Origin of the sequence: Streptomyces broussonetiae, from assembly GCF_009796285.1 — a bacterium.
Classification (GTDB): Bacteria; Actinomycetota; Actinomycetes; order Streptomycetales; family Streptomycetaceae; genus Streptomyces; species Streptomyces broussonetiae.
In genome coordinates this window covers 8658163-8676236 of the sequence record NZ_CP047020.1, presented here as the reverse complement: position 1 = coordinate 8676236, position 18074 = coordinate 8658163, and the positions used below count along the sequence as shown (strand labels likewise).

Here is an 18074-nt window from a genome sequence, read left to right as displayed (position 1 = left end):
CCGGGGCCGGCCGACGGGCACGGGCCCGCCGGGCCCAGGGTCGGTCGGGCCCAGGTGCGGTTGACTCGCGCGGGCTGTCGAGTCCAGGGGCGGCCGGGCCCAAGGTCAGCAGGCCCGACCCCGGTCAGGCCCTGCGGCGGTCGGCCGTGGGCCCTGTGGGCCGGCCGGCCGGGCGTCGGTCGGCGGGGTCAGCCGTTCGTGAGGACCATGCGGAAGCGGGCCTTGCCCGCGAGCATCTTCTGGAAGGCGGCGTCCGCGTCGTCCAGCGGTACGTTCTCGGTCATCGGGCGGATGCCGTGCAGGGCGCTGAACTCCATGGTGTCCATCACGTCCTGCGCGGTGCCGGACGGATGGCCGCGCACGACCCGGGCGCCCATGATCAGCTGGAACGGGACGATGTCCAGGGGGTCGCTGTCCGCGCCGATGACCACCAGTTCACCGCGCGGCGCGAGCCCGTCCACGGTGGCGCTGATGGCCCCGGAGTTCCCGGCGGTGGCCAGGACGACGCGCATCCCGCCCAGGGACTGCAGGGACTCGGCGACAGGGGTGCCGCAGGTGCTGTCGACGTAGTGGTGGGCGCCCAACTGCTTGGCGAAGTCGGCCTTCTCCGCGCCCCGTGCGATCGCCACGGTCTCGAAGCCCATCGCCGCCGCGTACTGCACCCCGAGGTGACCGAGGCCGCCGAGCCCGAGTACCGCGACCCGGTCGCCGGGCCGGGCGGAACTGCGCCGCAGCCCGTTGAAGACGGTCACGCCCGCACAGGCCATGGGCCCGGCATCGCTCGGCGCGAGCGCATCGGGGATGCGGGCCAGTGCGTCGACGGGCGCGATCATCTTCTCGGCGAAGCCTCCGTCATAGGTCCACCCGGGCGTCTTGAGACTGGTGCACAGGATGAAGTCGCCCCGCCGGCAGGGCGTGCAGTGGCCGCAGCTGCCGCCGAACCAGCCGACCGCCACCCGGTCGCCGACCTGCCAGCCCCAGTCCTGCAGCCCCGCGCCGAGCGCCTCGATCCGCCCGGCGACCTCGTGCCCGGGAACCTCCGGGAACGTCACGCCCGGCACCGCGGCATGCACGAACATGGCGTCGCTGTGGCAGACGCCGCACGCCTCGACGGCGATCCGCACATGCCCGAAACCGGGCTCCTGCACCTCCCGCTCCGCCAGCTCGAACGGGCCGCCCGCGGCCCTCACCTGCGCGACTCGATAGGTACTCATCCCGCTCACTCCTGTGCCTCGCGGTGTGCCGTCTCCGTTCCGGAGCACGACTACGACGCCCCCGCACCAGCAGACCAGCTCCGCGCCGATCCCGCGCGGCGAGCCGCCCGAAACGGCACTGACCTGGGCCGACGCCACCCGGCACACACCCTGGTCACCCCGGTCACCCCGGTCACCCGGTCGCGGGGCGCCAGCCCTGCGGCCGGAGCATCCCCAGCAGCAACCGCACCAGCTCGTCCACCACCTCGTCCAGCGTGGCGTCCACCCAGCCCGCGCTCCAGTCGTGCAGCAGGCCGTTGACGCTGCCGATGAAGGCGGTCGCGGCGAGCCGGTAGTCCCGGGGCGCCGCCTCCCCGCTGCGCACGGCCGCGTCCGCCTCGGCGCGGATGAGGTCGACCCAGCGGGCCCGGCGGGCCAGGCGCTGCTCCTCCAGGCGCGGGCTGACGCCGATGATCTCCACGAAGGCGATACGGATCCGGCGCGGATCGCGGGTGACACCGCGGGCGTAGGCCCGGAAGAGCACCGCGGCACGCTCGGCCAGCGGCAGGCCGTCCGCCGTGGCGAGGGCGTCCAGCACCGCCTGCTCGGCCCAGCCGTTGACCTCCAGGTGCAGCGCGGCGAGCACGTCCTCCAGGGTCCGGAACTCCTCGTAGAACTGGCGCGTGGACAGTCCGGCGGCCTGGCTGAGCGCGGCGACCGTGGTCGCCCGGTAGCCGGGTGTGCCGCCGAACAGCTCCAGGGCCGCGTCCAGGAACCGGCGGCGCCGTTCGGCCTGCCGCTCCTCGGCGGACCTGCCGCCGTAGCGGCCCGTCGGCGCCTTGAGCCTGCCCGTCACGCTTCCCCCTCCGTCGCCCACCGACCCCCAATCTTGTCGTGCACACCTCTTGTCGAGTAAGCCGCCTCCTCCTTACTTTTCAGTAAGTTCACTGTGAATGCGCGTGTGTTCAGACTTCCCGAGCGTTCCCCCCGTCAGACTCCCGTGAGACTCTCCGAGGAAGGGGAGCAGTCATGCCTGCCTCCAGAACCAGGCACCTGTGCTCCGTGGCCGCCGCCCTCGTCCTGACCGTCGCCGGACCGGCGACCGCCGCGACCGCCGCCACGGCCGGCTCCGACGGCCTGCGCGAGGTGCTGTTCGTCGGCAACAACTGGGACGGCACCGCCGATGTCATCCGCTCCTCCGGCGACTTCGCGAAGATCGGCCGGATCAACGTCATCCCCGACAAGGCGGAGCGGCTGGCCGAGATCAACGCCGATCCGGTCAAGTGGATCTACTACATGTCGATCCGCAACGAGGTCGGCGAGGGACACGACCAGTACGCGGACGACATGTACTCCACGCCGGACGGGAGGTCTGTGGTCGTCTCCCGGCCGAGCTTCGCCGACGTCGTCTCCATCGACCTGGCCACCGACAAGGTCAACTGGCGCTTCCCGGTGGCCGGTTACCGCGCCGACCACATGGCCGTCTCCCCCGACGGCACCCGGGTCGCGGTCTCCGCCTCGACCGCGAACAAGGTGCAGGTGCTGGACATCGGCACCGGCAGGGAACTGGGCGAGTTCGCCACCGGCGACAAGCCGCACGAGAACTTCTTCACCGACGGCGGCAAGTACATCTGGAACATGTCCATCGGCGAGGTCACCACGTCCCTCGACGACCCGGGCTGGGACTGGACCAAGGGCGACCGTCACATCACCGTCGTGGACGCGACCACGTTCAAACAGGTCAAGACCATCGACATGCGGCAGCGGCTGGACGCGATCGGGCTGAAGAACTTCTCCAGCGCGGTCCGACCCGCCGCCTTCACGCCCGACTGGTCCAAGCTGTACTTCCAGGTGTCGTTCTTCAACGGCTTCCTGGAGTACGACGTGGCCGCCGACAAGATCACCCGGGTGGCGACGCTGCCGGAGAACCCTGCGACGAACCCGGACCGCACCACCTGGCTGCTGGACTCCCGCCACCACGGCATCTCGATGAACCCCGAGGGCACCAAGCTGTGCGTCGCCGGGACCATGGACAACTACGCGACCGTGGTCGACCGGGCCTCCTTCGACGTCGGTCCGCTCATCACCGCGTCGACGCCGTACTGGGCGACGGTGAGCGGCGACGGCAAGGACTGCGTCATCTCCGAGGCCGGCGCCGACCAGATCACGGCCATCGACTTCGCCACCGGGCAGAAGGTGCTCTCGGTGCCGGTCGGCGACCATCCGCAGCGCGTCCGGCTGGGGCATGTCCAGGCCGACTGGACCGGTCCGAGCGGGAGTTGAGCGCCGGCGGTCTCCGGGGGGACCCCACTCTCCCCGGAGGCCGTTCGGCTTGGGTCCAAGGGCCTCAGAAGTGCGCCGCCGCCCAGGCGGCCAGCTCGGACCTGGCCGCGCCCAGCAGGTCCGCCGAGGGCGCCGTGGCCCCGTTGGTCACCAGCGCGTAGTGCAGGACACCGGAGTCGCCGTCGGTGAGCAGCAGCCGGCGGCTGCCGGTGCCGCCCGGCTCGGGAGCGACGGCGACCGGGGCGGCGGCGGAGTAGGCGGGCGGGGCGTACGCCGTGCCCAGGTCGGAGACGACGGTGGTCGAGGCGGTGGGGAAGGACGCCGGCAGGTGCAGTTCGGTGGGGGCGGTGCCGTCCCCGGAGCGCCACACCAGCAGCCCGTACTGTCCGGAACCCACCAGCCGGGCCACGTTCGGCAGCGAGCCGGGCACCGGGTTCCAGGTGAGGGTCGTGGAGCCGTCGCGGGAGCGGTCCTCGTAGGTGAAGGCCAGCGTCGTGCCGGCCGTTGCGCTGGGGTAGACGCGGTCGAGGAGCCGGGAGTCCTGACGCAGTGCCACTTGGCCCGAGTCGTCGAGGTCCACGGCGGAGAGGTCCTCGTCGTTCCAGGCGTCGCCGGAGGTGAGCACCTTGTCGGGATTGCCGTTCATCGGCTCGTGGTGCCTGCCGTTGTAGATGTCCCACTGCCACTGGGTGCCGGAGAGCACCGGGCCAAAACCGGCCGGGTCCGACCACCAACCGGTACCCGGCCGGCCGGAGTCGAGGGCCTGGTACATGGCCTTGAGGACGGTGGGCGCCTTGTCGGAGACGGTGCCGGACAGGGGATGCCCGAACTCGCTGACCACGGCCGCGGTGCCGGCCGAGGCAGCGCGGCTTCGGACGGTGGCGAAGTCGGAGGCGTACTGGCCGTCGGCCGCCTTGCCCCACATCAGGATCCCGGAGATGGCCTTCTGGTCGTAGAAGTGGGTGTTGAACACGTAGTCCGGGCCTAGGGTGTGCGCATCCAGCAGGCCGCCCTCCTGCTTCTGGGTGGAGATGTTGGAGTTCCAGAAGAGGTTGGGCTCCACGAAGGCGGGCTTGCCCTGCCAGCCGGCCGCGTCCATCCGGGCGCGGAACTTCACGTAGAACGGCCACAGCAGATCCCGCTCCCAGGTACGGGAGGTCTGCCCGGAGTCGTAGGAGCCGGCATACGGCTCGTTGTACGGGTCGAAGCCGACGATGCCCGCGAACTCCGCCCGGTCCAGGTTCTGCTGAAGATACGCCAGGGTTGTCCCGGCGGTGTCGAGGAAGGCGTCCTGGAGGCCGTGGCTGTCGTGCCAGAAGTCGTACTGCGCCTCCTGCACGGCCGCGTTCTGGGTGATGTTCTGACCCCAGAAGAGGCAGATCCCGCACGACTCGGCGGGGTAACCCCCGGCGTCCACCGCCCACTTGGGGGCGCCGTCGCCCGTGTACCAGCTGCCGGCGGTGAACAGGTGGCGGGAGTACAGGTCCTGGTGGAAGTCGGGGACGACCCGCACGCCCTCGTCCAGGAAGGCGCGCATCTGCTCGGTGACGGCGGCCAGGTAGCCGGTGTCGACCCGGCCGCGCACCGGCTCGGCGTGCGCCCAGGAGAGCAGGAAGCGGACCGCGTTGCCGCCGCCGAGGGCGCGCAGCGCGGTGGCGGACTTGCGGGCGTCGGCGACGGAGGCGAACGGCAGGCCGCTGTTCTCCTCCAGTTTGGTCTCACCGGAGACGTTGTAGCCCCGCAGGACGATCTCGCGCCCCTGGCCGTCGGTGAAACGGCCGCCCTGCACGGTGAGCGGGGAGCCGTCGAACCAGAGGGAGTCGGAGGGAGGAGCCGAGGTGGCGGCGGTGGCGGGCGGGGCGCCCGCCACCGTCGGGAATCCGCTGAGGACGACCAGGACAGCCAGCAGACGCGCCCGGATGTTCGACATGTACACCACAGTCCGACGCGGTCCGGGCAGCGTCAATACCACCTGACTCACAAGTAAGTTGACCATCAGTCAGCACGCGGTGCCCCGTCACCGGTCCTGCGCATCACGTTCAGCAGGTACTCCTTGCGGTGGAGCGGGTTGTGGTCGGTGCGCGGCCGTTCGGGGACGGCGCCCCGGGCGACCGGTGCGTAGTGGTCGAACGCCGTCTCCAGCTCGCCCTCGCCCCGGGTGAGCCCGGGCAGGCGCTGCTCCAGCTCGTGCACCCGGGCGGCCGGCACCGTGCCCTCCAGTACGGCCCCGGCCGCGAGCGCACCGGTGGCCTCCGGTACGGCGCCCAGCCTCGCGAGCACCGGCAGCAGCGCGCCCAGCGTGTCGGCGGGGGCCTCGAGCCGGAAGCGGTGCACCGGTTCGTGCACGACCGTCCCCGCCCGGCGCAGCGCCTCGGTCAGGACCAGCGGGGTCAAGCCCCGGAAGTCGTACCCGGTGCTCGACATGCTCTTGTCGAAGCCCTGGTGGGCGTGGCTCTGCCGGGGCGAGTACCCGCAATGGGTCATGGTCACCGTGCAGTCGGGGATCCGCCAGCCGTGCAGGCCCTGGCCGAGCGTCTCGCGGACGGTGTCCTCGACGGCTCTGAAGAAGGCGTACGGCATCGCGCCCAGCTCCACCTCCAGCCGGAACGCCACGCCCGCGCCGGGCGATGCGGGCTCGACCCGCAGGCCCACGGTGGCGAGGAACGGGTTGGGGTCCTGCCTGTTGAACTCCACGGCGCGTCCGGTGCCGGCCGGCCGCTCGATGCACAGGGTCGTCGTCTCGCGGAAGGCGACGTCCAGGCCGTACTCCTCGGCGAGGGTGGCCTGGACGACCTCCTTCTGCACCTCGCCGTAGAGCGAGACGGAGGTCTGCCCGCGCAGTTCGTCGTGGCGGACGCCGATCAGCGGATCCTGTTCGGCGAGCTGGGTGAGCGCCAGGTGCAGGGAGCGCCGGTCCGCACCGGGGCCGGGGACGACAACGGTCTCCAGGGTGGGCGGCGCGAAATGGTGCTCATGCGCCCGTCCCGGCAGGCCGAGCGCGTCACCGATCCGGATGCCGCCGAGCCCCCAGATCTTGACGATCCGCCCGGCACCGGCACTCTCCCGCCGGGCGTCGCCGGCCCCCTCGAAGACGCTGAGCGCGGTGACACGTCCCTCGGGGCGGCCGTCGCGGGCCCGGCCGGCCGCCCGGGCACCGGTGGTCCGGCCGCCTCCCGCGGGGCTGTCGACGGCCCCGCCCCGGGCACGCACACCGGCGAGGTCGCCCCCGTCGCCGCCGCTTCCGAACGGGATCCGGTCACGGACACGCAGGGTGCCCGAGAAGATGCGCGCGTAGGCCACCTTCTCCCCCGCCGGACCCCGTTCGACCTTGAAGACCGAGGCCGACAGGGGCCCGGCGGGGTCGCCGCCGGCAGCGGGCAGCAGTTGTTCGATACCGGCGACCAGTTCGGGTACGCCCGCCCCCGTGACGGCGGAGCCGAAGTACACGGGGTGGACCAGGGACCGCCGGGCCTGGGCTGCGACAGCCGCGTACAGGCGACTGTCGGGGATCCCCCGGTCGAGATAGGCGGCGAGCAGGTCGTCGTCGTGGTCGGCGAGCACCTCGGGGACGGCCGGGCCGAGGCCGGGCTCGAAGCGGGCGGCGCGGGTGCCGGGCGAGGCGGGGCTGCCCATCGGGACCAGCGGTACGGCCAGCCTGCGCGCCATCTGCTCGAGCACGGCGGGGCCGTTCGCGCCGCGCCGGTCGATCTTGTTGACGAAGATCAGGGCGGGGATGCCCAGTCGGCGCAGGGTGCGCATCAGCACCCTGGTCTGTGCCTGCACCCCCTCGACGGCAGAGACGACCAGAACGGCGCCGTCGAGGATGCCGAGCACACGCTCGACCTCGGCGATGAAGTCCGGATGACCGGGGGTGTCGATGAGGTTGACGGTGACGCCGTCGAGCGGGAACGACACGACGGCGGACTTGATCGTGATGCCGCGCCGGCGTTCCAGCGCGAGGGTGTCGGTCCGGGTGTTTCCGTCGTCGACGCTGCCGACCTCGTCGATGACCCCGGCCGTGTGCAGCAGCCGTTCGGTCAGGCTGGTCTTACCGGCGTCGACATGCGCGAGAATTCCGAGATTGAGCAGATGCACTGAGCGTGATGTCCTTAGGCATGGGGTGGATTCCTTCCTCGGGTGACATGCACGCAGCGCGCATCGCTGGTCCTCTCCGGGTGACGACGGATCCCGCGCAGTGCAGCAGACTCCGGGACCCCACGGCAATGGATTAACGCTCAACGAAAGCCCCCGTGCAGCGTTCACCACGACCGGGGCAGGGTCATAATGTGACCTGCATCACCAATGATCGCTTTCCACCCCCTCCCCCATGGGTGGAGGGCATATGCGGCACCTCTCGGTGCATGTGGACGGCACGACGGACGAGGACGACGTGGAGCCCGCTGCGGCGCATGCACGGTCGACCTGGACGGAGGAAGCGTGAAGAGCTGCTGCCCGGTGCTCGCCACCCAGGCCGACAGGTGCGGGGCGACCACGCGCGAAGGGCTCGCCCGGGGCGGCGCCCGGACGGCGCTGCAGCGGGCGTCCCACGGGCGGCACGCCCTGCGGTGCGGCTGCCGCACCCCCGGCCCGATCATGGCGGCGCACGATCCGCTGCGCGGGGATCCGCGCCCCGCCGCGGACAGGATCCGCCAGGCGCTGCAGGGCAGCCTCTGCCTCGGTGTTCACCACCGGCACCCGACCGCCCCGGGTTCCGCGCGAACTCGCCCGGCAGGGTCCCGACTTGGCGATGGCGGCCGTCGAGCCGCCCGGGCGGCAGACGCGTCGGCTGCACGCCCTCGCGCACCAGGTTGTCCGGGTGAATCCCCGTAAGGCCCAGCCCTGTTACCCGCCGCCGACCGCCGGCATGGCAGCGGCACTGCAGTGCGCAGCGCCCAGGCGGCAGGCCGCCGGCGTGGCCGCCTTCGTCACGGGCCACAGCCCGACGCCTCCTGAGCGGCCGACGACGGCGGTGCGCGGCGTGGATGACGGAGCGGCCCCGGCGAGCCGTGCGGGCCCCGGGGACCTGCATGGCGCCGGGGACCGGCCCCGCCCCGCGGACCGACCGACGCCGACGACCGGCGCGGGCCCGGCGGCCGGTCCGGGCCCCGTGAGCGGCACGGATACAACGTCCCGCCCAAATCCCACGGCCGGCACGGCCTCGGTGACTGGTGCGGTCCGGTGACCGGTATGGAACCGGCAAGAGGAGCGGGCCGCGTACGGGGAGAAGACCCGGTGAGAGGAGTGGATCGTGCGTGAGATTCTGCCGGCGCTGGCGCGCTGGCACGCGGACGGGGCGCCGTTCGGTCTGGCCACGGTCGTCGCGGTCAGCCGCAGCGCGCCGCGGGGGCCCGGTGCCGCCATGGCCGTGGGGCCGGACGACGAGGTGGTGGGGAGTGTCTCCGGGGGCTGTGTGGAGGGAGCGGTGTTCGAACTGGCACGGGAGGTCGTGGCGAGCGGCGAGGCGCGGCTGGAGTCGTTCGGGTACAGCGACGCGGACGCCTTCGCGGTCGGCCTCACCTGCGGCGGCGAGATCACCCTGCTGGTACGGCCGGTGACCCCCGATACGGACCCGGCGTTCGGCGCGGTCGCCGCCTCCGTCGCCGCGGGCGAGCCGGTGACCGTGACGACGGTGGTGGACGGGCCGGCGCCGCGCGGCGCAAGCCTCGCCGTCTGGCCGGACCGGGCGCACGGCACACTCGGCACGACCGGCCTGGATGTCGCCGCCACCGCCGATGCGCGCGGCGAACTCGCCCTCGGGGCCTCGCTGTTGCGTCACTACGGGCCGCACGGGGAACGCCGTGAGGACGCCGTCACCGTGTTCCTCCAGTCGTTCGCGCCACCGCCGCGCATGCTGGTGTTCGGCGCGATCGACTACGCGGCTGCGGTGGCCCGCATCGGCGACTTCCTCGGCTACCGGGTCACCGTGTGCGACGCCCGCCCGGTCTTCGCCACGCCCAAGCGCTTCCCTGCCGCCGTCGAGGTGATCGCCGAGTGGCCGCACCGCTATCTCGCCGGCACCGAGACCGACGAGCGCACGGTGATCTGCGTCCTGACCCACGACCCCAAGTTCGACGTACCGCTTCTTGAGGAAGCCCTGCGCCGGCCGGCCGCCTACATCGGGGCGATGGGCAGCCGGAAGACCCACGGGGAGCGGCGCGCACGGCTCAGGGAGGCCGGGCTGAGCGAGGCCGAGCTGTCCCGGCTGCGCTCGCCGCTCGGCCTCGACCTCGGCGCCCGCACCCCCGAGGAAGTCGCCGTCTCCGTCGCCGCCGAAATCGTCGCCCTGCGCTGGGGCGGCAGCGGCACGCCCCTGACCAGCACCGCCGGAGCCATCCACCCTCCGGCCGCCTGACAAATCGCGACACGCCCGGAAGCAGCACGTCAAGGAGCCGGCCGGCAGACCAGCTCGCCCAGAGCCGACCGCGCCGGCCGCCGGGGCACCTCGAGGGTGATGCCGCCGCGCGCCCCGGGCCGCCGGGCACGACCGCCCCACAGGACCGTCGCGCAGGCCGCCCGGGCACGGCCGTCGCGTCCGGCTCGCTACCGCTCCGGCAGCCGGTGCAGGGTCACGTCGGTGAGCGCGCCGTCGGCGAGCGTGGCGGTGAGGTAGGTGCAGTGGGGCCGGCGGCGCCGGTCGGTCGGGGAGCCGGGGTTGAGCAGCCGCAGGCCGGTCGGGGTGGTGGTGTCCCAGGGGATGTGGCTGTGCCCGAAGACCAGGACGTCGAGATCGGGGAAGCGGGCGGCGCAGCGGGCCTCGCGCCCCTGGGCGGGGCCGGTCTCGTGCACGACGGCGAAGCGCAGGCCGTCCAGCTCCGCGTACGCCACTTCGGGCAGCCGGGCACGCAGCGCGGGGCCGTCGTTGTTGCCGTAGACCCCGATCAGCCGGCGGCTTCTGCTCCGGAGCAGGTCCAGGGTGGCGGTGTCGACCCAGTCGCCGGCGTGGAACACCACGTCCGCGTGCGGGAGTTCGGCCAGCAGCTGCTCCGGGAGGCGCTTGGCGCGCTTGGGCAGGTGGGTGTCGGACACCAACAGCAGACGCACACCGCCAACCTAGCCGAGACGGCGGGCGGGCGGGTTCCCGAAAATAGTCAGATGCAACTGAACAGTTTGAGTTGCGCAGTTTTACCTGTCCAGTCTAGGCTGTGGGGCATGGCTGACATCTCCGACTCCGCCGCCCGCGCCGCGCGCGACCTGCGCGTGGTGTTCAGCAGGCTGCGGCGTCGTATACGCGAGGTCGCGCAGAACACCGACCTCAGCCCGTCGCAGGAGTCGGCGCTCACCCTGGTCGGCAAGCACGGCGCCGCCACGGCCAGCGCCCTCGCCGCCGCCGAGGGCGTGCGCCCGCAGTCGATGGCGACCACGCTGGCCGCCCTGGACCAGCACGGCCTGATCCGGCGCGCCCCGGACCCGGACGACGGCCGACGCCAGCTGGTCACCCTGACGGACGCCGGGCGAGCCCGGATCGAGGGCAACCGGCAGGTCCGCGAGGAGTGGCTGGCCCGCGCCTTCCAGGACCGCTACAGCGAGGAGGAGCGGCAGACCGTCCTGCAGGCGCTCGAGCTGATGGAACGGCTGTCGCGCCCGTGATACCGAGGCTCGGCGCACACACCGAACAGCCCGGTCGCCCCGCCCCTGCCGGATTCGACCGCCGGCTGATCCCGCCGATGCTCGTCGGCTCGGTCCTCAACCCCATCAACTCCTCGATGATCGCCGTGGCCCTGGTGCCGATCGGCGTCGCCTTCGGGGCCCCGCCCGCCGAGACCGTCTGGCTGGTATCGGCGCTGTATCTGGCCACGGCCGTCGGGCAGCCCGTCATCGGCCGCCTGGTGGACATGTACGGCCCGCGCAGGCTCTATCTCTGCGGTACGGCGCTGGTCGGCATCGCCGGTCTGCTCGGCGCGCTCGCGCCCTCGCTGGGCGCACTGATCGCGGCGCGGGTGCTGCTGGGCTTCGGGACGTCGGCGGCATACCCGGCGGCCATGCGGCTGACCCGCAGCGAGGCCGAACGCACCGGGCAGGACAGCCCTGCGGGTGTGCTGACCGCGCTGGCCGTCGCCAACCAGACGGTCTCCGTCGTCGGGCCCGCGCTCGGCGGCCTGCTGATCGGCGTGGGCGGCTGGCGTGCCGTGTTCACGGTCAACGTGCCGCTGTCGGCGGCCTGCCTGGTGCTCGGCATGCTGCGGCTGCCCCGGTCCGAGACCCGGCGGCGCGGCGTGGACGTACCCGGCATGGTGCTGTTCGCCCTGCTGCTGATCGCGCTGATGCTGTTCCTGATGAACCCGCGCGTCGACCACTGGTACCTGCCGGTGCTGTCGGTCCTCGCCGCCGCCGGTTTCGGCAGGCGCGAGCTGCGGGTGCCGGACCCGTTCGTCGACCTGCGGGTCCTCGGCGGGAACGGCCCGCTGCTCACGACCTATCTGCGCCAGGTGCTCGCCTACACCACCTCCTACGCCTTCATGTACGGCTACACGCAGTGGCTGGAGCAGGGCCGCGGGCTCGGCGCCTCCACGGCCGGGCTCATGCTGCTGCCGCTGTCGGTGTCCGCGCTGATCGTGTCCACGCTCACCGGGCGCCGGGAGGCCATCCGGGCCAAACTGCTCATCGGCTCCGTGCTGCAGGTCGCGGGCTGCGCCTTGCTGCTGCTCGTGCGCGCCGACAGTCCGCTGTGGCTGCTGCTCGCGGTGGGCACGGTGCTCGGCGTCCCGCAGGGGCTCATCGGCCTGGCCACGCAGAACGCCCTGTACCGGCAGGCCGATCCGGAACGGATCGCCTCCGCGGCCGGGCTGCTGCGGACCTTCATGTACCTCGGTGCGCTGGGCGCGTCCGCCGCCACCGCGGCGTTCTACCCGCACCGCGCCGACACGGCCGGGCTGCACGGCCTGGCCCTGTTCATGCTCGCCGGCTCCGCCCTGTTGCTGGCGACGACGTTGCCCGACCGTTCCCTCGGCCGGCTCACCCCCGCACGTACCACCACCCCTGGAAAGGCCTGACCGACTCATGTCGCTCACCACGCTCGACCCCCGTACCGCCCTCGTCGCGATCGACCTGCAGAACGGCATCGCGGCCATGCCCACCCAGCCGTACGCCGGCCCCGAGGTGGTGGCGCGCACGGTGGAACTCGCCGACGCCTTCCGCGCCAGCAACCTGCCGGTCGTCCTGGTCCGCGTCTCCTTCGCCGCCGACGGCGGGGACGTGGTGCCCGGCCGCACCGAGCGCACGGCCCGCGGCCTCGCCTTCCCCGAGGGCTGGGACATCGTCGTCGACGAACTCTCCGGCCACCCCGGCGACATCCACGTCACGAAGCACAACTGGAGCGCCTTCCACGGCACCGACCTGGACGTCCAGCTGCGCCGCCGCGGCATCACCCAGATCGTGCTGACGGGCATCGCCACCAGCATCGGCGTGGAGTCCACCGCCCGGGACGCCTACGCCCACGGCTACCACGTCACCCTGGCGACCGACGCGATGGCCGACGCCGACGCCGAGGCGCACGCCAACAGCGTCGAGCGGATCTTCCCGCGGCTCGGCGAGAGCGGCACCACCGCCGAGATCCTGGAACTGCTGGCCAAGACCCACGCCTGACATCCGTCCGGTCGGCGCGCGCCGGCACACGTCTCGACGGCACTGCCCCATGTCCCTGCGGACGTGGGGCAGTGCCTCGTGCAGGGCGGCGGCCGGTTCGGTGCCGCCCAGGCACTGTCACCGTGCGCCGCGCCGCTTGAGCGGCTCCCACCAGGCGCGGTGCTCTCGGTACCAGGCGACGGTCCCGCCGGGTCCCGCGGTGAAGTCACGGTGCGGGCGGTAGCCGAGTTCGTCGCGGGCCTTGCTCCAATCGACCGAGTAGCGCAGGTCATGACCCTTGCGGTCGGCGACGTGGGCCACCCGGTCCCAGCCCGCACCGCACGCCTCGAGGAGCAGGCCGGTCAGCTCCCTGTTGCTCAGCTCGGTGCCGCCGCCGAGGTTGTAGACCTCGCCGGGACGGCCCTTGGTGCGTACCAGCTCGACGCCCCGGCAGTGGTCGTCGACGTGCAGCCAGTCGCGGACGTTGCGCCCGTCGCCGTAGAACGGAACGGTCAGTCCGTCGAGGAGGTTGGTGACGAAGAGCGGGATCACCTTCTCGGGGAACTGGTGCGGACCGTAGGTGTTGGAAGAGCGGGTGATACGGACGTCCAGGCCGTGGGTGCGGTGGCAGGCCAGGGCCAGCAGGTCGGCGGAGGCCTTGGAGGCGGAGTAGGGCGAGGAGGGGTCGAGCGGGTGCTCCTCCGTCCAGGAGCCGGTGTCGATCGAGCCGTAGACCTCGTCGGTGGAGATGTGCACGAACGGGCCCGTGCCGTGCCTGAGGGCCGCGTCCAGCAGGGTCTGGGTGCCCAGGACGTTGGTGCGTACGAAGGCGCCGGCCGCCGCGATCGACCGGTCGACATGCGACTCGGCGGCGAAGTGCACCACCTGGTCGGCGTCCGCCATCAGCTTGTCGACCAGGGCGGCGTCACAGATGTCGCCGTGCACGAAGTCCAGCCGGGGGTGACCGGCCGGCAGGTTGGCGAGGGTGCCGGCGTAGGTGAGCTTGTCCAGCACGGTGATGCGGGGCGCGTCGGGCGAGGTGTCGGCGAGCAGCGTACGGACGTAGTGGGAGCCGACGAAGCCGGCGGCGCCGGTGACCAGGAGGTTCATGAACGGATGTGCACCTTGCTGTGGTCTGCGAGGACGAGCCGGGCCGTGTGCAGGCGTGGCGCGGGCGGGCGCTCAGGTCATCGGGAGTAGCGTCGCCCGAGATGACCGAACTACCACAGATGTCCGACACCTGTGAAGCCGTGGAGCGCTACTCGGCCCCCGCTCCACGGCCCGGCCGGACCCTGCTGCGCTGGGCCGCCACGACCGACCACAAGGTGATCGGCCGACTCTACATGGTCACGGCGTTCTGCTTCTTCCTGTTCGCCGGTCTGCTGGCCCTCGGCATGCGCGCCGAACTCGCCCGGCCGGGGCTGCAGTTCCTGAACGAGCAGGGTTACGACGAGTTCTTCACCATCCACGGCACGATCATGATGCTGCTGTTCGCGACACCCATGTTCGCCGGGTTCGCCAACGCGGTGATGCCGCTCCAGATCGGCGCCCCGGACCTGGCGCTGCCGCGGCTGAACGCGATGTCGTACTGGATGTACCTGTTCGGGGCGCTGATGGTGGTGTCCGGCTTCCTCGTGCCGGGCGGGGCCGCCTCGTTCGGCTGGTTCGCGTACGCGCCGCTGAACAGCGCCTACTTCTCGCCGGGTGCGGGCGGCGATCTGTGGGCGATGGGCCTGGTGGTCACCGGTGTGTCGACGACGCTGACCGCGGTCAACTTCATCACCACGATCCTGTGCCTGCGTGCCCCGGGCATGACCATGTTCCGGATGCCGATGTTCACCTGGAACGTGCTGTTCACCTCGATCCTGGTCCTGCCCGCGTTCCCGGTGTTCGCGGCGGCGCTGCTGGCGCTCGAGGCGGGCCGCAAGTTCGGGGCGCATGTCTTCGACGCGGCGAACGGTGGCGCGATCCTGTGGCAGCACCTGTTCTGGTTCTTCGGGCACCCCGAGGTCTACATCGTGGCGCTGCCGTTCTTCGGGATCATCTCGGAGATCATCCCGGTGTTCTCCCGCAAGCCGCAGTTCGGCTATCTGCCGATGATCGGCGCGACCATCGCGATCACGATGCTGTCGGCAGTGGTGTGGGCACATCACATGTTCGCCACCGGCGCGGTGCTGCTGCCGTTCTTCTCCCTGATGTCGTTCCTGATCGCGGTGCCCACCGGCATCAAGTTCTTCGCGTGGATCGGCACGATGGTGAACGGGTCGGTGTCGTTCGAGACACCGATGCTGTGGGCCATGGGCTTTCTGGTGTCGTTCCTGCTCGGCGGGCTGAGCGGGGTGCTGATCGCCTCCCCGCCGCTGGACTTCCACGTCACCGACACCTACTTCATCGTGGCGCACCTGCACTACGTCCTGTTCGGCACGGTGGTGTTCGCGATGTTCGCCGGGTTCTACTTCTGGTGGCCGAAGTTCACCGGCAGGATGCTGGACGAGCGGCTCGGCAAGCTGCACTTCTGGCTGCTGTTCCCGGCGTTCCAGCTGACCTTCCTGGTGCAGCACTGGCTCGGCGCGGCCGGGATGCCGCGCCGGTACGCGGACTACCTCCCGGCGGACGGCTTCACGCTGCTCAACACCCTGTCCTCGGCGGGCGCGTTCCTGCTGGGCGTCTCCACGCTGCCGTTCCTCTACAACGTCTGGCGCACCGCCGCCCGCGGCGAGAAGGTCACCCTCGACGACCCGTGGGGCTGGGGCCGGGGCCTGGAGTGGGCCACCTCCTGTCCGCCGCCCCGGCACAACTTCGTGGCCCTGCCCCGGATCCGCTCGGAGTCGCCCGCCTTCGACCTGCACCATCCGCAGGCCGGGCACGACGGGCGGAGCGGTACGGAGAGCACCCGATGAAGACCGAGTCGATGCTGTTCGGCACAGTGGCACTGTTCTTCGCCGGGTCCGCCGCGCTGTACGGGGCGTGGTCCGGGGACGAGACGGGCACGGTCGCGCTGGTCGTCGCGTGCGCGATGGCGGCACTGATGTCGTTCTTCTGCCTGATCCAGTACCGGCGCAGGGGCACCCGCGCGCAGGACCGCACCGAGGCGGAGGTGGCCGACGGAGCGGGCCCGGTGGCGTTCTTCCCGGACGAGAGCATGTGGCCGATCGTCACCGCGCTGGGTTGTGCGGTGACGGCGGCCGGCGTCGTCTACGGCCTGTGGCTGCTCCTCATCGGTCTGGGAGTCCTGGCTCGCGGGGTGTTCGGGATGGCGTTCCAGTACGTGCAGCGGTGAGCGGCCGGCGCGGCGCGCCGGGCCGGAAGGACTCGGGGGGCCGGTGGTCGCTCTCGTAACCGCCGGTGACGCTCTGCCGGATCTCGCCGGTGGACACGCCCTCCTCGAGCCGGCCGCGTTCGGCCGAGGTGAGGGCCCGGCACAGCCACCGGGTCACGATGAAGGCCAGGACGGGCGCCACGACCAGGGCGACGCGCAGGATCCAGGTGAGGGCGTTGACCGAGACCCGGAAGGTCTGGGCGATGACGTCGTTGCCGCCGGCCAGCAGCAGCACGCCGTAGAAGACGGTGCCCGCGACCCCGAGGCCGGTACGGACGGGACGCTCACGCGGCCGGTCGCAGAAGTGCCGCTCGGTGCGCCCCTCCCCCGTGATGCGCTGCTCCACGAACGGATGGGCGTACAGCACGGCGAACAGCAGTCCGGGCAGCACGATCGCGGGCAGCAGGACGTTCCACATCAGGGTGTGCCCGGCCACGTTCGTCTCCCAGGCCGGCGTCAGTCGCAGCGCCCCCTCCAGGAAGCCGACGTACCAGTCCGGCTGGGCGCCGGTGGAGACCTGGTCGGGCCGGTAGGGGCCGTAGTTCCAGACCGGGTTGACCTGGGCGATCGCGGCCAGCAGCACCAGAACACCGGCGACGATGATCGACAGGCCGCCCGAAGCCGCCGTGAACTGCGGGAAGAAGGGTTTGCCGACGGCGTTGCGCACGGTGTGGCCCGGGCCGCGCCACTGGGTGTGCTTGAGGTGGAAGACGAGGAACAGGTGCACGGTTACCAGGGCGATCAGGGCGCCCGGAAGCAGCAGGATGTGCACCGGATACAGGCGGGTGACGATGTCGTGCGCCGGGTAGGGGCCGCCGAAGACGAGGAAGCTGACGTAGGTGCCGGCCACCGGGATCGACGTCATGATGCCCTGCGCGATGCGCAGCCCGGTCCCGGAGAGCAGGTCGTCGGGGAGCGAGTAGCCGGCGAAGCCCTCGGCGAGCGAGACCACGAACAGGGTCAGCCCGATCGCCCAGTTCAGCTCGCGGGGCCGACGGAAGGCCCCGGTGAAGAAGATCCGCAGCAGATGCAGGCCGATCGCGGCCACGAAGACCAGCGCGGCCCAGTGGTGGGTCTGGCGCATCAGCAGTCCGCCGCGTACGTCGAAGCTGATGTGGAGGGTGGAGTCGAAGGCGGCCGACATGCGCACCCCGCGCAGCGGCACATAGGGGCCCGTGTAGACGACCTCGCGCATCTCCGGCGTGAAGAACAGCGTCAGCCACACACCGGTCAGGAACAGCACCAGCAGGCTGTACAGCGCGAGTTCGCCGAGCAGGAACGACCAGTGGTCGGGGAACGCCTTGCGCAGCAGAGGGCCGCTCTCCAGGGCGGGCAGCCGGGCGTCCACGGCCTCGACGATCCGCTCGGCACGACGGCCGGCCCGGCTCATGTGTCCTGCGGCTCCGCCGCCGCCTGTGCCACCTCGGCCTCGATGTCCGCGCGGGGCCGGCCGGTGTGCCGGGCGTAGTCGCTGAGCGCGGTCTGCACCTCACGGTCCAGGTCCCGCCACGCGCGCAGGGCGGTCTCGTAGGTGCCCGACTGGGCACCCGTCATCCCGCGTTCGGCCGGCGGTCCGTAGGTGTCGCGCAGTGCCTCGACCGTGTGCTGCGCCGCGTCGGCGGCGCGCTGCTTGGCCACCAGCTCTTCGAAGGTGTCTGCCACGCCGATCGACCCTAGGCACGGCGGGCGCGTGAGCCCCTCCGACCTGCCGCGGGCGG

The 18074-nt window shown here is 71.9% G+C and carries 16 protein-coding genes; 8 read left to right on the top strand and 8 right to left on the bottom strand.

Annotation, left to right across the window (positions count from 1 at the left end; translation table 11 throughout):
• Nucleotides 1-188: 188 nt before the first annotated feature.
• Together GQF42_RS39530 and GQF42_RS39525 are read right to left on the bottom strand one after the other, a co-directional pair.
• Nucleotides 189-1214, bottom strand: a complete 1026-nt coding sequence (locus GQF42_RS39530) for an alcohol dehydrogenase (protein ID WP_158928055.1) — start codon at nt 1212-1214, stop codon at nt 189-191.
• Nucleotides 1215-1386: 172 nt separating this feature from the next.
• Nucleotides 1387-2049, bottom strand: a complete 663-nt coding sequence (locus GQF42_RS39525) for a TetR/AcrR family transcriptional regulator (protein WP_158928053.1) — start codon at nt 2047-2049, stop codon at nt 1387-1389.
• A 173-nt stretch (nt 2050-2222) separates the two neighbouring features.
• On the opposite strand from GQF42_RS39525, the gene GQF42_RS39520 reads away from it, so the two are divergent.
• Nucleotides 2223-3476 (top strand): YncE family protein, encoded by a 1254-nt coding sequence (locus tag GQF42_RS39520; RefSeq protein ID WP_158928051.1) that lies wholly within the window; start codon nt 2223-2225, stop codon nt 3474-3476.
• 64 nt (nt 3477-3540) lie between these two features.
• Here the strand turns inward: GQF42_RS39520 and GQF42_RS39515 are convergent, their stop codons facing one another.
• Together GQF42_RS39515 and GQF42_RS39510 are read right to left on the bottom strand one after the other, a co-directional pair.
• The gene (locus GQF42_RS39515) at nt 3541-5406 is read right to left on the bottom strand and encodes a cellulase family glycosylhydrolase (RefSeq protein WP_158928049.1); all 1866 of its coding nucleotides are present in this window, start codon (nt 5404-5406) and stop codon (nt 3541-3543) included.
• Nucleotides 5407-5471: 65 nt separating this feature from the next.
• On the bottom strand, nt 5472-7571 hold the full coding sequence (locus GQF42_RS39510; RefSeq protein WP_158928047.1) for an elongation factor G: 2100 nt from the start codon (nt 7569-7571) through the stop codon (nt 5472-5474).
• A gap of 207 nt (nt 7572-7778) precedes the next feature.
• Here GQF42_RS39510 and GQF42_RS46415 point away from each other — a divergent pair, with 207 nt between their 5' ends.
• Both GQF42_RS46415 and GQF42_RS39500 read left to right on the top strand, forming a co-directional pair.
• The gene (locus tag GQF42_RS46415; protein ID WP_233273636.1) at nt 7779-8306 is read left to right on the top strand and encodes a 2Fe-2S iron-sulfur cluster-binding protein; all 528 of its coding nucleotides are present in this window, start codon (nt 7779-7781) and stop codon (nt 8304-8306) included.
• A gap of 418 nt (nt 8307-8724) precedes the next feature.
• Nucleotides 8725-9828, top strand: coding sequence for an XdhC family protein (locus GQF42_RS39500; RefSeq protein ID WP_158928045.1), 1104 nt, complete (start codon nt 8725-8727; stop codon nt 9826-9828).
• 188 nt (nt 9829-10016) lie between these two features.
• Here the strand turns inward: GQF42_RS39500 and GQF42_RS39495 are convergent, their stop codons facing one another.
• The gene (locus tag GQF42_RS39495; RefSeq protein ID WP_158928043.1) at nt 10017-10517 is read right to left on the bottom strand and encodes a metallophosphoesterase family protein; all 501 of its coding nucleotides are present in this window, start codon (nt 10515-10517) and stop codon (nt 10017-10019) included.
• 108 nt (nt 10518-10625) lie between these two features.
• Here GQF42_RS39495 and GQF42_RS39490 point away from each other — a divergent pair, with 108 nt between their 5' ends.
• Genes GQF42_RS39490 through GQF42_RS39480 form a run of 3 tightly spaced genes read left to right on the top strand, consistent with a single transcriptional unit; the run spans nt 10626 to nt 13058 of the window.
• Nucleotides 10626-11063: a MarR family winged helix-turn-helix transcriptional regulator gene (locus GQF42_RS39490; protein WP_158928041.1), complete on the top strand. Its 438-nt coding sequence runs from the start codon at nt 10626-10628 to the stop codon at nt 11061-11063.
• Nucleotides 11060-12466, top strand: coding sequence for an MFS transporter (locus tag GQF42_RS39485; protein ID WP_233273635.1), 1407 nt, complete (start codon nt 11060-11062; stop codon nt 12464-12466). The genes GQF42_RS39490 and GQF42_RS39485 overlap by 4 nt, the downstream gene beginning before the upstream one ends.
• 7 nt (nt 12467-12473) lie before the next feature.
• On the top strand, nt 12474-13058 hold the full coding sequence (locus GQF42_RS39480; RefSeq protein WP_158928039.1) for an isochorismatase family protein: 585 nt from the start codon (nt 12474-12476) through the stop codon (nt 13056-13058).
• Between the two features lie 117 nt (nt 13059-13175).
• On the opposite strand, the gene rfbB is transcribed toward GQF42_RS39480, so the two are convergent.
• A complete protein-coding gene (gene rfbB, locus GQF42_RS39475) occupies nt 13176-14147 on the bottom strand; it encodes a dTDP-glucose 4,6-dehydratase (protein ID WP_158928037.1) in 972 nt (323 codons plus the stop codon).
• 101 nt (nt 14148-14248) lie between these two features.
• Here rfbB and ctaD point away from each other — a divergent pair, with 101 nt between their 5' ends.
• Together ctaD and ctaF are read left to right on the top strand one after the other, a co-directional pair.
• Nucleotides 14249-15937, top strand: a complete 1689-nt coding sequence (ctaD, locus tag GQF42_RS39470; RefSeq protein ID WP_158928035.1) for an aa3-type cytochrome oxidase subunit I — start codon at nt 14249-14251, stop codon at nt 15935-15937.
• Nucleotides 15934-16317, top strand: coding sequence for an aa3-type cytochrome oxidase subunit IV (gene ctaF, locus GQF42_RS39465; protein ID WP_158928033.1), 384 nt, complete (start codon nt 15934-15936; stop codon nt 16315-16317). Before ctaD ends, ctaF begins: the two co-directional genes overlap by 4 nt.
• Here the strand turns inward: ctaF and qcrB are convergent.
• Together qcrB and GQF42_RS39455 are read right to left on the bottom strand one after the other, a co-directional pair.
• Nucleotides 16253-17746, bottom strand: coding sequence for a cytochrome bc1 complex cytochrome b subunit (gene qcrB, locus GQF42_RS39460; protein WP_158928031.1), 1494 nt, complete (start codon nt 17744-17746; stop codon nt 16253-16255). The two genes, ctaF and qcrB, sit on opposite strands and share 65 nt — an antisense overlap.
• Nucleotides 17743-18018, bottom strand: a complete 276-nt coding sequence (locus GQF42_RS39455) for a hypothetical protein (RefSeq protein WP_158928029.1) — start codon at nt 18016-18018, stop codon at nt 17743-17745. The genes qcrB and GQF42_RS39455 overlap by 4 nt, the downstream gene beginning before the upstream one ends.
• Nucleotides 18019-18074: the final 56 nt, after the last annotated feature.

Coding starts and splice junctions, on each gene's coding strand:
- GQF42_RS39480 (WP_158928039.1), top strand. CDS start 12,474: ATGTCGCTCACCACGCTCGACCCCCGTACCGCCCTCGTCGCGATCGAC.
- GQF42_RS46415 (WP_233273636.1), top strand. CDS start 7,779: ATGATCGCTTTCCACCCCCTCCCCCATGGGTGGAGGGCATATGCGGCA.
- GQF42_RS39520 (WP_158928051.1), top strand. CDS start 2,223: ATGCCTGCCTCCAGAACCAGGCACCTGTGCTCCGTGGCCGCCGCCCTC.
- rfbB (WP_158928037.1), bottom strand. CDS start 14,147: ATGAACCTCCTGGTCACCGGCGCCGCCGGCTTCGTCGGCTCCCACTAC.
- ctaF (WP_158928033.1), top strand. CDS start 15,934: ATGAAGACCGAGTCGATGCTGTTCGGCACAGTGGCACTGTTCTTCGCC.
- ctaD (WP_158928035.1), top strand. CDS start 14,249: ATGACCGAACTACCACAGATGTCCGACACCTGTGAAGCCGTGGAGCGC.
- GQF42_RS39530 (WP_158928055.1), bottom strand. CDS start 1,214: ATGAGTACCTATCGAGTCGCGCAGGTGAGGGCCGCGGGCGGCCCGTTC.
- qcrB (WP_158928031.1), bottom strand. CDS start 17,746: ATGAGCCGGGCCGGCCGTCGTGCCGAGCGGATCGTCGAGGCCGTGGAC.
- GQF42_RS39490 (WP_158928041.1), top strand. CDS start 10,626: ATGGCTGACATCTCCGACTCCGCCGCCCGCGCCGCGCGCGACCTGCGC.
- GQF42_RS39515 (WP_158928049.1), bottom strand. CDS start 5,406: ATGTCGAACATCCGGGCGCGTCTGCTGGCTGTCCTGGTCGTCCTCAGC.